Annotated in this window: 17 protein-coding genes; 13 read left to right on the top strand and 4 right to left on the bottom strand. The window is 32.7% G+C overall.

Annotated elements, in window-relative coordinates:
- Nucleotide 1 precedes the first annotated feature (1 nt).
- Together lysA and pepT are read right to left on the bottom strand one after the other, a co-directional pair.
- Nucleotides 2-1,207 carry a diaminopimelate decarboxylase gene (lysA, locus tag AC2DGP_RS04560; protein WP_484491839.1) on the bottom strand — a complete coding sequence of 402 codons (1,206 nt, stop codon included), beginning with the start codon at nt 1,205-1,207 and terminating at the stop codon, nt 2-4.
- A 159-nt stretch (nt 1,208-1,366) separates the two neighbouring features.
- Nucleotides 1,367-2,608, bottom strand: coding sequence for a peptidase T (pepT, locus tag AC2DGP_RS04555; RefSeq protein WP_484491838.1), 1,242 nt, complete (start codon nt 2,606-2,608; stop codon nt 1,367-1,369).
- A gap of 284 nt (nt 2,609-2,892) precedes the next feature.
- Between pepT and AC2DGP_RS04550 the strand changes: the two genes are divergently transcribed.
- From AC2DGP_RS04550 to AC2DGP_RS04490, 13 genes are all read left to right on the top strand, one after another.
- On the top strand, nt 2,893-3,297 hold the full coding sequence (locus tag AC2DGP_RS04550) for a DUF1842 domain-containing protein (RefSeq protein WP_484491837.1): 405 nt from the start codon (nt 2,893-2,895) through the stop codon (nt 3,295-3,297).
- Between the two features lie 209 nt (nt 3,298-3,506).
- Nucleotides 3,507-3,848 carry a 30S ribosomal protein S6 gene (rpsF, locus tag AC2DGP_RS04545; protein ID WP_152287384.1) on the top strand — a complete coding sequence of 114 codons (342 nt, stop codon included), beginning with the start codon at nt 3,507-3,509 and terminating at the stop codon, nt 3,846-3,848.
- Between the two features lie 5 nt (nt 3,849-3,853).
- A complete protein-coding gene (rpsR, locus tag AC2DGP_RS04540; RefSeq protein WP_300320598.1) occupies nt 3,854-4,150 on the top strand; it encodes a 30S ribosomal protein S18 in 297 nt (98 codons plus the stop codon).
- Nucleotides 4,151-4,165: 15 nt separating this feature from the next.
- Nucleotides 4,166-4,612 carry a 50S ribosomal protein L9 gene (rplI, locus tag AC2DGP_RS04535; RefSeq protein WP_484491836.1) on the top strand — a complete coding sequence of 149 codons (447 nt, stop codon included), beginning with the start codon at nt 4,166-4,168 and terminating at the stop codon, nt 4,610-4,612.
- Nucleotides 4,613-4,737: 125 nt separating this feature from the next.
- Nucleotides 4,738-5,364 (top strand): hypothetical protein, encoded by a 627-nt coding sequence (locus AC2DGP_RS04530; protein WP_484491835.1) that lies wholly within the window; start codon nt 4,738-4,740, stop codon nt 5,362-5,364.
- 18 nt (nt 5,365-5,382) lie between these two features.
- Nucleotides 5,383-5,856 (top strand): DUF6495 family protein, encoded by a 474-nt coding sequence (locus AC2DGP_RS04525; RefSeq protein WP_484491834.1) that lies wholly within the window; start codon nt 5,383-5,385, stop codon nt 5,854-5,856.
- Between the two features lie 6 nt (nt 5,857-5,862).
- Complete coding sequence (locus AC2DGP_RS04520) at nt 5,863-6,540, top strand: TrmH family RNA methyltransferase (protein WP_484491833.1); 678 nt, start codon at nt 5,863-5,865, stop codon at nt 6,538-6,540.
- Nucleotides 6,541-8,125: 1,585 nt separating this feature from the next.
- Complete coding sequence (locus tag AC2DGP_RS04515) at nt 8,126-9,850, top strand: SulP family inorganic anion transporter (RefSeq protein WP_484491832.1); 1,725 nt, start codon at nt 8,126-8,128, stop codon at nt 9,848-9,850.
- 64 nt (nt 9,851-9,914) lie between these two features.
- Complete coding sequence (locus AC2DGP_RS04510; protein ID WP_484491831.1) at nt 9,915-11,318, top strand: MBL fold metallo-hydrolase; 1,404 nt, start codon at nt 9,915-9,917, stop codon at nt 11,316-11,318.
- Nucleotides 11,319-11,320: 2 nt separating this feature from the next.
- Nucleotides 11,321-11,590: a heavy-metal-associated domain-containing protein gene (locus AC2DGP_RS04505; protein WP_484491830.1), complete on the top strand. Its 270-nt coding sequence runs from the start codon at nt 11,321-11,323 to the stop codon at nt 11,588-11,590.
- On the top strand, nt 11,590-12,204 hold the full coding sequence (locus AC2DGP_RS04500; protein ID WP_484491829.1) for a class I SAM-dependent methyltransferase: 615 nt from the start codon (nt 11,590-11,592) through the stop codon (nt 12,202-12,204). The genes AC2DGP_RS04505 and AC2DGP_RS04500 overlap by 1 nt, the downstream gene beginning before the upstream one ends.
- 39 nt (nt 12,205-12,243) lie before the next feature.
- Nucleotides 12,244-12,801, top strand: coding sequence for a YeeE/YedE family protein (locus tag AC2DGP_RS04495; RefSeq protein WP_484491828.1), 558 nt, complete (start codon nt 12,244-12,246; stop codon nt 12,799-12,801).
- Between the two features lie 9 nt (nt 12,802-12,810).
- Nucleotides 12,811-13,224, top strand: a complete 414-nt coding sequence (locus AC2DGP_RS04490; RefSeq protein ID WP_484491827.1) for a DUF6691 family protein — start codon at nt 12,811-12,813, stop codon at nt 13,222-13,224.
- Between the two features lie 84 nt (nt 13,225-13,308).
- On the opposite strand, the gene AC2DGP_RS04485 is transcribed toward AC2DGP_RS04490, so the two are convergent.
- Entirely contained in the window at nt 13,309-14,028 is a 720-nt protein-coding gene (locus tag AC2DGP_RS04485) for a hypothetical protein (RefSeq protein ID WP_484491826.1), read from the bottom strand.
- 68 nt (nt 14,029-14,096) lie between these two features.
- Entirely contained in the window at nt 14,097-14,717 is a 621-nt protein-coding gene (locus AC2DGP_RS04480) for a rhodanese-like domain-containing protein (RefSeq protein WP_484491825.1), read from the bottom strand.
- Nucleotides 14,718-14,818: the final 101 nt, after the last annotated feature.

The raw sequence follows: 14,818 nt of genomic DNA, 5'->3' as shown, positions 1-14,818 counted from the left end.
TTTAAAAGTTTGCTTCTATTTGATTTCTTAAAATATCATCCATAGTTTCTCTCTCTCTAATTAGATAGTCCTTACCGTTGTAAATCATTACTTCAGCTGGTCTAAACCTAGAATTGTAGTTGGATGCCATTGAAAAGCAGTAAGCACCTGCATTGTGAATGCATAAAACATCTCCTTCTGATACGGTTCCTAAATTTCTTTTTGCACCAAAGGTGTCAGTTTCGCAAATATAACCTACTACAGAATATTCTTGCTCCTCAGCATCAGGGTTAGAAATATTTGTGATATGTTGATAGGCATCATACATCATTGGGCGTATCAAGTGATTCAAACCACTATCAATACCGGCAAAAGTAATATTAGGTGTTTCTTTGATTACATTTACTGTAGCCAAGAATTTTCCTGATTCGCTTACAAGGAATTTCCCTGGTTCAAAAATCAAGGTCAATTCTTTTCCGTATTCTTTACAGAAATTATTAAAGCTGTCTCCTAATAAAACCCCTAATTTTTCAAGGTCTGTTTCATTATCGCCTGGCTTGTAAGGAACTTTGAAACCACTACCTAAATCTACAAATTCTATGGTCTTAAACTGTCTTGCAATTCCTAGTAAAATTTCAGTAGCTTCAACAAAAGCTTCTAAATTAGAAATATCAGATCCAGTATGCATGTGCACACCATTTATTGTCATCCCTGTCTTAGAAACTACTTCTAGAATAGCATCAATTTGAGAAACTGAAATTCCAAATTTAGAATCAATATGACCTACTGAAATTTTAGCGTTTCCTCCAGCCATTACATGTGGATTCATTCTAATTGCAACAGGATAATCTGGAAAGTCTGATCCGAATTTTTCAAGACTATATAAATTGTCTAAGGTTATTTTTACACCTAGATCTTTCGCTTCAACAATCTCTTGATAGGAAACACCATTAGGAGTGTAAGAAATATTTTTTACATCAAAACCTGCATGTATACACAATTTTACTTCTTGTATGGAAACACAGTCAGTACCAGAATTCAATCGATTTAAAACTTTTAAAACATTAAGGTTTGTATTTGATTTTATCGCATAGTTTATCTTTACGTTTTTGACTCCAGAAAAAGCATTCATCATACGATTGTACTGTGATTCAATTTTGTTTGCATCGTAAACATAAAGCGGTGCTCCATATTTTTCTACTAAAGATAAAAGTAATTGATTGTTCATTTTTATTGTGTTTATATTCTGGTGCAAAGATTCAACTATTCTTTAAAATAGAAAGTCTTTTTGATTGATTTTATCAAAATAATACAGATTGTTTAATTCTAAACAAATTGTGTGTTTGATTATGAGTGGATTATAGGGAACCAAAATTGTTGGGAGTTGTTAAGAATTAACCTGCTCTGTATTTCCTACGATTTCTGCAATCTTGACAATCACCTCAGTTGCCTTGATCATAGATTCAACAGGAACATACTCGTATTTTCCATGAAAATTATGCCCACCTGCAAAAATATTTGGACATGGTAGCCCTTTGAAGGATAACTGAGAACCGTCAGTTCCTCCCCGTATGGCCTTAATAATAGGTTTTATTTCTACCTGCTCCATGGCGCGTTTTGCAATATCAACAATATGCATAACAGGTTCTATTTTTTCTTTCATATTGAAATATTGATCCTTTATTTCAATCGAGATGATATTGGAGTTGTGTTTTTTATTGATACTTTCAGCAAACTCTAATATTGTTTTCTTACGTTTTTCAAATAATTCAAAATCATGATCACGAATGATATATTCTAAAACAGTTTTTTCAATATCCCCGGAAAAGGTGTGTAAATGGAAGAATCCTTCATGTCCAGTGGTTTGTTCCGGAACTTCATTGGTAGGTAACAAGGCAGCAAATTCATTTCCAATTAGAATTGAATTAATCATTTTACCCTTTGCATAACCAGGGTGTACACTTTTACCTTCGATAGTGACGGTGGCTCCTGCAGCATTAAAATTTTCATATTCTAACTCACCAATTTCACTTCCGTCCATGGTATAGGCCCATTCTGCCCCAAATTTTTCAACATCAAACAAATGTGCTCCTTTTCCAACTTCTTCATCAGGGGTAAAGCATATTCTTATTTTTCCATGTTTTATTTGTGGGTTTTTTATAAGATATTCCATAGCAGAAACAATTTCAGTAACACCGGCTTTGTCATCTGCCCCAAGCAAAGTTGTTCCATCTGTGGTGATAAGTGTCTGACCTTTGTATAAAAGTAGATCTTCAAAATAATCCGGAGATAAAATGATATTCTTTTCCTTATTTAGCACGATGTCTTTCCCATCATAGTTTTCGTGTATTTGTGGATTGACATTCGTTCCGGAAAAATCAGGGCTCGTATCAATATGAGCTACAAAACCAATGGTAGGTACTTCCTTGTCAATATTACTGGGTAGGGTAGCCATGATATAACAATTGTCATCTAAAGAAACATCCTGCATACCGATGGTCTTTAATTCATCAACCAAAATATGAGCTAAATCCCATTGTTTTTTGGTACTTGGAAAATCAGGGTTGTTTGGGTCTGATTGCGTATCTATTTGAATGTATTTTAGAAATCGGTTTACAATTGGGTGCATAAGATATATTTTGTTCAAAAATAAGATTTCCAAAAATACTGACCATATAAAGAGGGAAGAATAATCAAATAAGAAACTTTCTCATACCAAATAAAAAAACGCTTATTCCTAAATTTTAGCGCTAATGGAATTAAAGAAAAATTATAGAGCTTATAAAGCTAGTTTAGTGAAAGAAATATAGAAGGAAACCTTCTAGTGTAGCTACAAATATTTCTTTTGAATTGGTGTATTCCGAAAAACCAAAAAAATAGAGTAGGAACAATTAAATTATTAAATCAAACGCTATGAGTACAGTAACTGAATCGAAAACAAACATTGCATCTGCATATTTAACAAAAGGAACAATTGGAAATGTTGGGTTGCCAGGAGCACCTATTGCACATTTTTCTTTAGTGGTAGTAGCTGCAACGAATACAGTTTCAGGTGTAGTAGAAATTACACAAGCGATCGACGCAAAGCCTATCCAAGTTCATGTAACTGGAAACATTAGATATACAGGATATGGAAAAGTAACTAAAATTGTATCTTTAAAGGGACAATATGTAGTTTCAGTTCCACCTCCAGCAATTGGAAGTTATTTACAGGACTTTACAGCTTATATGGATATTGATGATAGCTGGAATGGAGTAGGTGGTTTTACATATGGTTCTACTGAGATAACTGATGTTCCTGTGAACTCTGATAATTAATTTTCTCTTTTATAGAGAAGAATATTTCTATTAATACGTTGTTTAAAATCGTTTCTTCTAAAAGGAATGATTTTTTTATTTCAATAATTTTGTAAATCTACTGTTGTAGAGGAAGTTATCTGTTGTGTAAAATTTGAGGTTTTACCGTGTTTTATTTAGAAATAAATTCTATATTTGCAGCCTTAAAAATAATTTTAAATAATATTATTATGAATCATTACGAAACTGTTTTCATTTTGAATCCCGTTTTATCTGATGTTCAGGTAAAGGAAACAGTACAGAAGTTTGAGGACTATCTTGTTTCTAAAGGTGCCAAGATGATTCACAAAGAAGACTGGGGACTTAAGAAGTTAGCTTACCCAATCCAAAAGAAAAAAAGTGGTTTTTATCACTTATTTGAGTTTAATTTAGAAGGAGCTAATTTAGCTGCATTTGAATTAGAATTCAGAAGAGATGATAGCGTTATGCGTTATTTGACTGTAAAGTTAGATAAACATGCTGCTGCTTGGGCTGAGAAAAGAAGAGAACGTGTTAAATCTGCTAAAAAATAAGAATTATGGCGTCAATTGATCAACAAGCAAAAGGAGGAAAACAAGGTGATGTAAGATACCTTACTCCGTTAGATATCGATACTAAAAAAGAATCTAAATATTGTAGATTTAAGAAAAATGGAATTAAGTACATTGATTTTAAAGATGCAGATTATTTAATGTATTTAGTAAATGAGCAAGGTAAAATTTTACCTCGTCGTTTAACAGGAACATCTTTAAAGTACCAACGTAAAGTGTCTGTAGCAATCAAAAGAGCTCGTCACTTGGCATTAATGCCTTATGTTGGAGATTTATTAAAATAATAAAGTAGATACGACATGGAAGTTATATTAAAACAAGACGTAGAAAACTTAGGATTTAAAGATGATATCGTAGCTGTAAAAAACGGGTACGGAAGAAACTTCTTAATTCCTCAAGGACATGCGGTTTTAGCAACAGGATCTGCTAAAAAAGTATTAGCTGAAAACTTAAAACAACGTGCTTTTAAAGAAGCTAAAGTTGTAGAAGAGGCTACAAAAGTAGCAGAAGCAATCAAAGGATTAGAAATTAAAATTACTGCTAAGGTTGGTGAAGGAACTAAATTATTTGGTTCTGTTTCTAACATAGATGTTGCTGAAGCAATTTCTAAAGGTGGTGTTGAAATTGAGAAAAAATTCATCAAAGTTACTGGTGGATTGATCAAAAGAACTGGTAAATACAATGCATCTGTAAGATTGCATAGATCAGTTGTTGCTGAGATCTCTTTCGAAATCATTGCTGAGTAATTTAAATTACACACATATTAAAATCCACCACTCGTTTGAGTAGGTGGATTTTTTTTTGCAAAATAAAGTACCTTATTTGTTAGGATGAATCAGATAACTGATATTTGCAAACAACAGAAAAATAAATGATAGCATTTTTACATACATCAGACATCCATATTGATAAATTTGAAAAATTAGTTAGGAAGTTTGATCAGGACGTTGAGATTAGACATTTTGTAAATAAGGAGATTTTAACCACTGCTTTAGAAAAGGGAAGCACAGATTCTGATACATTTTCTGATGAAGTAGCCAAAATAAAAAAGATCAATCCAGCGTTGATAATTTGTACTTGTTCAACATACGGGGCAGAGTGTGATGTAAATGATACTATTGAAAGAATAGATTTGCCTATCGCATCATTTTTGGTAAAAGAATATAAAAAAATCGGATTAGCATATACAGCAAAATCTACAAAAGCAATAAGTGAAAATTTACTTACAACGCAAGCCGAAAATCTAAATAAAGAAATATGCCTGATAAATATTGACTGTTCTGCAGCATGGCAATATTATGAATCTGATGATTTTGAAGCCTATTCGAAGACTATTGCAGATACTATTTTAGAGTATCAAGATCAAGTCGATGTTATTTTCTTGGCACAGGCTTCCATGGAAGGGGCCAAAAAATTCTTAAAAGAGGATTCAAAAAAGGTTTACTCGAGCCCAGAACATGGTGTGAAACACTATTTAATGCAATTGCATAGTAAATAATTATAGCCTATTAATATTATGAAATATAGACAACTTACGAAGGAACAGTTTGAAGAATTACATGAAGAATTTGCACGTTTTTTGGCTTCTCAAAAGATTGATGCGAAAGAATGGCAAACGATAAAAAAGGATAAGCCAGAAATGGCTCAGGAAGAGTTGGATATTTTTAGTGATTTAGTATGGGATGATGTACTTACTAAAACTGAGTTTGTAGAACATTATTCTAAAACGAGTATCAATTTGTTCAAATGTCAGGAAACGTTGATAGAAAGAATTATGGTGAAAACGAATAACTCTGAAATAGATTTTTTGAAAAAAACAGGAATTGATTGGTTAAGTAAAAATGCCGGCGATGTTAGTTTGGAATATTTTTATGCACATAAAGATTATTCTAAAGACAGAAATGAGGAGATTTTTGGACTGATTGAAAAAGGTGGAATTATGACAAAAGGTCATTTATATACTTCAATAGCGGAAATTATTAAAAAATAAAACGTAATGGATACTAAAAAGTTAATTCAGTATTTGGAGAATATCGTTACTGAAGAAAGAAAGGAGATTTTCAAAAAGGTTTTAAAAGAAAGGACGAGGCATTTTACTGTTATTTTAGAGGATTTGTATCAAAAACACAATACAAGTGCAATCACTAGAAGCTGTGAAGTTTTTGGTATTCAAGATATCCATATTATTGAAAATAAGTACAAGACTTATATGTCTAATCAAGTAGGAAAAGGTTCACAAAAATGGATGACCTTTCATAAATACAACGATAAAATACATAATACACAAGATTGTATAGACGCTGTTAAAGCGAAGGGATATCAAATAATAGCAACAACCCCTCATGAGTCTTCAAAATTTGTGGGTGATTTTGATGTGACTAAAAAATCAGCATTTGTATTTGGTGTTGAAAAAGAAGGAGTGTCAGATATGATGTTAGAACAAGCAGATGGTCATTTAAAAGTACCAATGTATGGTTTTACAGAAAGTTTGAATGTTTCAGTTGCTGCGGCAATCGTATTACAAGATGTCTCCACACGTATGAGAAAAGCAGAAATTGATTGGGAATTGAATGAAGAGGAAACGGATGAAATTTATTTGGCCTGGCTTCAAAAATCTATAAAAAGTATCGACGCGATTATGGAGCGATACGAAAAAGAAGAATCTCATAAGTAATATATAAAAATCCCTTTCCATAGTGAAAGGGATTTTTATTTCAAGGATATTCTAAGTCATTTGATTTGTGGTTTAGGTTATTTCACTTAGGTATTTATTTGTTCGATTAATCACTTTATTAATTTTGATTCATATCAAAAGCTAATTTTTAGTTGAGGTTAGTTTTTGTAAGTTAATATTAGTTGATTTTTTTTTCAGTTGTAGTTTGGAAAATATTGTTGTGGTATAGGGGTTAGAACATACTATTACAGCAACTAGACTACCCTGAGATCGAAAAGGGTTCAATCATTTATTTGATTGGGCCTTTTTCTATTCTTAGGTATTTCGTTTAAGATTAAAATCACATAAAAATAATAAGAATTAGCTTCAATAAGGTAGAATGTCACTTCACTTATTAAAAAAGACGTTTCACCCAGTTAGGTTGATATTGAAGATAGTTGTAATGTATCTTTGAGGTATAAATAAGTAAAAATTTTCATATTTAGGTTGGTTTAGTAATTTTGAAATTATTGTCTTTTTGAAAATTAAAAAAGGAGTTGTTAGGTTCTCCTGTTTTATAGAAAATTCAAACCGATTTCAAAGTTTAAAAAAATCCTGGTTGTTAGGTTCCAGGATTTTTTTTATGCCTAAAATTTAGTTTTTTTTGAAGTGAGTTTTTATAAAATGCTTGAGATAGGTTCTATGTCACTTCACTTATTAAAAATGACGTTTCACCTAGTTAGGTTGATATAGATGATAGTTGTAATGTACCTTTGAGGATAAATAAGTAAAAATTTTCATATTTAGGTTGGTTTAGTAATTTTGAAATTATTGACTTTTTGAAAATTAAAAAAGGAGTTGTTAGGTTCTCCTGTTTTATAGAAAATTCAAACCGATTTCAAAGTTTAAAAAAATCCTGGTTGTTAGGTTCCAGGATTTTTTTTATGCCTAAAATTTAATGTTTTTTGACGTGAATATTTTTAAAAATGCTTGAGATAGGTTCTATGTCACTTCACTAATTTAAAAAGACGTTTCACCCAGTTAGGTTGATATAGATGATAGTTGTAATGTATCTTTGAAGTATAAATAAGTAAAAATTTTCATATTTAGGTTGGTTTAGTAATTTTGAAATTATTGGCTTTTTGAAAATTAAAAAAGGAGTTGTTAGGTTCTCCTGTTTTATAGAAAATTCAAACCGATTTCAAAGTTTAAAAAAATCCTGGTTGTTAGGTTCCAGGATTTTTTTTATGTCTAAAATTTAATGTTTTTTGACGTGAATATTTTTAAAAATGCTTGAGATTGGCTCTATGTTACTTCACTGATTAAAAAAGACGTTTCACCCAGTTAGGTTCAAATTTAGAGGATCAGTATAATACCTTTGAATCAAATATAAATTTTATATTTAGATTGGTTAGTTTTTTTAGAAGTGGTTATTAAATTGAGAATTGTGTTTAGAGTTGTTAGGTTCTCTAATAGCATAGAAATAATAACAAGCTTGAAAAATGAAGCCCCAGTTATTTAGTTAACTGGGGTTTTTTAGGTTCAAGTGTAACTTATGTTACTGTACGCAATAAATTTTGCTTCTAATTTTGTCCAAAACAAAATTATGCTCAAACAATTTTTTCCGATTCTTAATTGGATCGGTAGTTATAAAGGTCGTTACCTGAAAAATGATTTGATAGCCGGTGCTACGGTTGGAGTATTGTTAATACCACAAGGAATGGCTTATGCGATGATTGCTGGGTTACCTCCTCAATATGGGTTATATGCAGCTTTGATGCCACAATTAGTGTATGCGTTGATGGGAACCTCACCCGTTTTAGCGGTAGGGCCTGTAGCCATGGATTCTTTATTAGTAGCAAGTGGTTTAGGAGCCTTGGGCATTGTAGGTATTGAAAACTATATAGCTGCGGCGATTTTTTCAGCATTATTTATGGGGATAATTCAGTTGCTATTAGGTCTGCTTAAAATGGGAATTGTGGTTAATTTTCTTTCCAAACCGGTGATCAACGGATTTACATCTGCAGCTGCTCTCATTATTGGAGTCAGTCAGGTAAAGAATTTTTCTGGAATAGAGGTTACCAATCAAGCTACATTTCTCGGCAAGTTGTGTTCTATAATAAGTGCTTTGGAAACGGTTCATATGCCGACTTTAATAATTGGTTCTATTAGTGTTCTGAGTATTGTATTTCTAAAAAGAATTTCATTAAAAATACCGAGTGGCTTGCTATTGGTTGTAGTATCTCTAATAATATCTTATTTCATGAATTTAGAGGCTAAAGGGGTATCAGTTATTGGTTTTATACCAGAAGGATTACCAGAGGTACAAATACCAACAATGGCTTTTGAAAGAGTAAAACAGCTTTTCCCTATTGCTTTAACACTTGCTTTAATAGCTTTTATGGAGGCGATTGCAGTTAGTAAATCTTTTGAAGAGAAACAGTCTGACTATGAGGTTGACCCTAATCAAGAGTTGATTGCCTTAGGTTCGGCTAATATTATAGGATCTTTTTTTGGAGCCTATGCAACAACTGGTGGTTTCTCAAGAACAGCGGTAAACGTTCAGTCAGGAGGAAAAACAAATTTGGGAGCTTTAGTGAGTATGATAATTATTGGGTTAACCCTAATGTTTCTAACTCCTTTATTTTATCATTTACCCAAAGCTGTACTTGCCTCATTAGTAATGGTAGCAATTAGTGGCTTAATTGATTTTGAGTATCCAAAACGACTATATCGTAAGAGAAAAGATGAATTCTTTTTGTTGATTTTTACTTTCCTAATCACTCTTGTAATGGGGGTAAAGGAAGGAATACTTTTAGGAGTGTTGTTCTCAATTTTTTTACTGATCTACAGAACGTCTAAACCACATATTGCTGTTTTAGGAAATGTAAAAGGAAGTGATTATTACAAGAACGTTTCTCGTTTTGCAAAGGATATTGCTATAAGAGAAGATCTTGTAATTATACGTTTTGATGCTCAGTTATACTTTGGAAATAAAGATTATTTCAAAAAAGAGTTAATCAAATTAATTGCAGCCAAAGGTGATGGATTAAAAGCTGTTGTTTTGAATGCAGAATCAATTAGTCATATTGATAGTAGCGCAAATCTGATGTTACTACAGCTCGTTTCGAAATTAAAAGAACGTGGTGTGAAATTTTTCATATCAGGGGCTATTGGGCCAACAAGGGATATTATTTATTCAGGTGGGATTATTGATGCAATTGGATCGGAGAATCTTTTTGTCAGAACTTCTGAAGCAGTTTGTTTTTACGATAGCAAATGCGCTCCTTCTTTAATTCAGAAAAAAATTACACAACAAAATAAAATGTAGTGTAACATATGTTACAACCAGAAATTTAAAGCGAAAGTATCTTTGTAATACAAAACGAATTATCATGAAAATAGAACAAATTTATACAGGTTGTTTAGCTCAAGGAGCTTATTATATTGAAAGTGCGGGTGAGGTAGCTATTATTGACCCTCTTAGAGAAGTAAAGCCATATATCGCTCTTACAAATAAGAATAATGCAAAAATTAAATACATTTTCGAAACTCATTTTCATGCAGATTTTGTCAGTGGTCACGTGACACTTGCAGAAAGAACGGGAGCGCAAATTATATATGGTCCCAATGCGGAAACTTCTTTTGAATCGTATAAAGCAAAAGACAACGAAATATTTCCTTTAGGGAACGTGCAAATAAAAGTTTTGCATACACCAGGGCATACTATGGAAAGTTCTACCTTTTTGTTGATTGATGAAAATGGAAAGGAGCATGCAATCTTTAGTGGTGACACTCTTTTTTTAGGAGATGTGGGAAGACCAGATTTAGCTCAGAATGCAACGGGTATGACACAGGAAGAACTAGCTGAGACATTGTTTGATAGTCTACGTCAGAAAATTATGACCTTACCAGATGATGTTTTAGTATATCCAGGACATGGTGCTGGTTCTGCTTGTGGTAAAAATATGAGTAAAGAAACAGTAGGTGTACTAGGCGACCAAAAACGCAACAACTATGCTCTGCGGTCTGAAATGACAAAAGACGAATTTGTGAAAGAAGTTACTTTAGGGTTATTGCCTCCGCCAGTATATTTTCCTTTAAATGTAAAAATGAATAGAGAGGGATATTCTGATATTTCTGAAATTATCAAAGAAGGATCTCATGCGCTTGAACCGGACGAATTTGAAAAAATAGCGAATGATACAGAAGCATTGATTTTAGATGTAAGGACTCAAGATGAGTTTGCCAAATCACATATTCCAAACGCTATTTTTATTGGATTAAACGGTGGATTTGCTCCTTGGGTTGGCGCTTTGATAGGGGATGTTAAACAACCGCTATTATTAATTACGCCTGAAGGTAAGGAGGAAGAAGCTATTACTCGTTTGTCAAGGGTAGGTTTTGATAATACACTTGGTTGTTTGAATGGTGGTATGGAAGCTTGGATGGCAGCAGGTAAGGAACACGACTCTGTAAAGAATATTTCAGCGGAATCTTTTGCAGAAATAAAAGAAGAAGTGAACATTTTTGATGTTAGAAAGGAATCAGAGTTTTTGTCAGAAAGATTGGAAAATGCAACCAATGCACCTTTAGATAAGTTAAATGATTATCTACAATCATTTCCCGAAACGGAGGATTTCTTTGTGCATTGTGCTGGAGGATACAGAAGTATGATAGCTATATCAATTCTTAAAAGTAGAGGTATTCATAACCTGATTGATATTTCTGGAGGTTTTGGGGCGCTTAAAGGAACGGGTATTAAAACAACGGACTTTGTATGTCCATCAACATTATAATTATGGAAGCAAATATTGAAATTCAGAATTTGAAATGTGGAGGTTGTGCCTCTTCAATTACCAAGAAAATAATGAAAATAGAAGGCATCTCTTCGGTTTCAGTTGATGTGAATGTTTCTACTTTATCTTTTGAATATTTAGAAGATACACAGTTACAGATGGTGATAAAAGTACTTTCAGAAATAGGTTATCCTATTGCAGGTGAAAAAAATACAATATCTAGAAAGGCAAAATCATATGTGAGTTGTGCTATAGGAAAAATAAAGAATTAATGGTTTTTGATTTAAAGGAACATTGGCAAAATGTATATAAAACAAAGTCTCCTCAAGAAGTTAGCTGGACACAACTTACGCAAGATATTTCTCTATCATTAATTGCGAAATTAAAGTTGCCTAAAACTGCTAAAATTATAGACATAGGTGGTGGTGATAGTTTGTTCGTAGATGAGCTTTTAAAGTTAGGGTATAGTAATATTACTGTGCTAGATATTTCCGAAAAAGCATTGGAAAAAGCAAAACTTAGATTGGGGGAACTTGCGGATAAAGTAATCTGGTTAGTTGAGGATATTAATAAGTTTAAAACATTAGAAGTTTATGATTTATGGCATGATCGTGCTGTGTTTCATTTCTTAACCTCACCGGTTGATCAGGAGAAATATTTGCAGTTGGTTGCGACTGTTGCCAAAAATATTGTTGTTGGAACCTTTTCAAAATCGGGCCCCAAAAAATGTAGTGGTTTAGAGGTACAGCAGTATTCTCTAGAAACGATGAAAAATTTTTTTCAGCCATTTTTTCACAGCATCGGGTTAGAATCCCACAAGCATATAACACCTTTTGGAACGACACAGGATTTTCTTTTTGGTGTTTTTAGAAAAGAATTAGCGTAAATAACAGAATCAATAGGACATATAATTAAAAATAATAAAATGGAAATAATTTTAGAACCCTGGCCATGGTATGTAGCAGGCCCGGGGATTGCACTTGTAATGGGATTGTTAGTATATTTTGGAAAATCTTTTGGGGTTTCCTCAAATCTTAGAACTATGTGCTCCTTGGCAGGAGCAGGCAGATATGCGGAGTTTTTCAAATTTGAATGGAGAACTCAAATTTGGAATTTAATTTTTGTTGCTGGAGCAATGATAGGAGGGTATATCGCTCATAATTTCTTAACGTCTTCCCATGAAATTAGTCTGAATCCTAATACAATAGCTTCTTTAGCAAAATTAGGATTTACAAATATAGGAGAGGCTTATATGCCCCAAGGCATTTTTGGTATCGATGTTTTGTTGACAGTTAAAGGCTGGTTGTATTTACTTACCGGAGGGATATTGGTCGGTTTTGGTACCCGATATGCAGGTGGTTGTACATCCGGACATGCAATTAGCGGATTGAGTAATTTACAAGTACCCTCGTTAATAGCCGTTGTAGGTTTTTTTATTGGAGGATTGATAATGACACATATGGTATTGCCATATATTTTATAAGAAAAGAGAATGAGGTATTTAAAGTTTTTATTAGTAGGTGTTTTGTTTGGTATCGTATTAAGCAAGGCAGAAATAATTTCATGGTATAGAATATATGAAATGTTCCGTTTTGAATCTTTCCATATGTATGGCGTAATTGGTTCCGCTGTTGTTATTGGTGTTGTGATGGTTCAAATAATGAAGCGCATGGAGATGAGGGGGACCAATGGAGATAAAGTACAGTTTGTACCTAAAACGTTTAGTATTCCTAGGTATTTGTTTGGTGGAGCAATATTCGGCTTGGGATGGGCGATGGTAGGGGCATGCCCAGGACCTATTTTTATTCTGTTAGGTAAGGGAGTATTTTCAATAGTCGTAGTAATTTTAGGCGCTTTAATGGGGACCTTTTTATACGGTTTGGTGAAAAATAGAATAATACATTAATACGGAAATCATATAAATTGATTTCTATTGTAATAAAAAAAAATAAAGCGGCAAATTTTTAAAGTTTTGCCGCTTTTTTGATTTTTAAAAACTGGTACCTGCTCCGATTACTAAATTGGGTTCCCACTGATCGTATGGGGAATTTTTATCATTCAACAAATCAAAAAGTACATGTACCGATACCCAAGATCTTTTGCTTGTTCTTTTTCTTATTCCGGCTCCTGCCCATAAATAAGGTACCCATTCCTTTCTTGAGGTTACATTGCTATTGTTATCAACGGTTAAATATTCGTAGCTAAATACTTCGGGGGCTACATGAAGGTATAGGTCACTAAAGGCAAACCATCTTAAAAAGGTTCCAAATCCATAATTATGGTAGTCGTATTTTTCACCCTGTATTTTTTGAGAAGAATACGTGTAATAAACTTTCAAACCAGTATAAACAGAAGGTCTTAATCTATATCCTACAGTAGGCGCAACGGTGATAGAGGTGTAGTTTCCAAAAGTAGCTCCGAATGTTCCTCCAAAATAAAATTTCTTAATAAACGGAACAGCAGATTTTTTTTGATTTTCGTTTTTAGCTTGTTTGGAGCTTGTATTTTTGTTTTCTGTGGTCGTATTGTTTTCTGGAGTTTGACTAGGTTGCTGAACTTGAGTGTCAGGGGGTACGTTTCCTTGATTAGCCGAGGTCTCTTGTTGTATTTTATTTGCTTCTTCAGGAGATATAGTAGTGGTTTTTGTATCATTTTGTGCATAGGAAAGCGCACTAAATAAAAGAACAATTGTAAAGAATGTTTTTTTCATAAGAATTAGGTTTTAAAGTAAATATACAAACATTGGGTTTAAAGTTCAATAAATTAGTTTTAACGATATCAAATAATATCGCTTATAACTTCTCTTATTCCTTTGAATCCTTTTTCAATATTGGTGAAATTTTGTTTACCATTTTTCTTTAAGTAGGAAATGGCAATGACACTTCTATAGCCGCCACCACAAAATAGAAAATAGTGATTGGAATTTATAAAGTTAGACAGAAAATCTTTATCAATTTTTAACGGTATCAGTGAGCTATTCGGGATGTGATCCTTTTCAAATTCAGATTCTTTTCTTACATCAACGGAAATGGATTTGGTGTTTTCTTTGAAGGATTTATATTCCATTGGGGATATGGATTTTATAGCATCGGTCTTGTGAAATTTACTCCAGTTAGAAATTCCTCCTTCCAAAAAACCAATAATATTTGTATATCCTAAGGTTTTTAAGAATTCTAAGCAGGAGGTGATTTTATCTTGTGGTAAAACAAGCAAAATCCTGGCATTTTTATTGGGTACCACAAGTTGTATCCATTTTTCAAAAGGTCCATCAATACCAACAAAAAGTGAATTTGGAACATGTTTTTCGATAAAGTCATTTTGATGTCTAAGGTCTACTAAAATATATTTGTTGGTTTCAAGTTTGGTTTTAAAAACTGTTAAGGATAATGGATTCGACATAATAGGGGGTTTAGTACCGATGCAAATTAAAACTAAATATTTTTAGAAAACTGTATGAGGGATTGAAAATATAATTTGATGTGTTAGATAAAATAGAACTG

The organism is Flavicella sp. IMCC45537 (assembly GCF_057197705.1).
The sequence above is the reverse complement of the archived record's forward strand: the minus strand, read 5'-3'. Positions and strand labels throughout refer to the sequence as shown.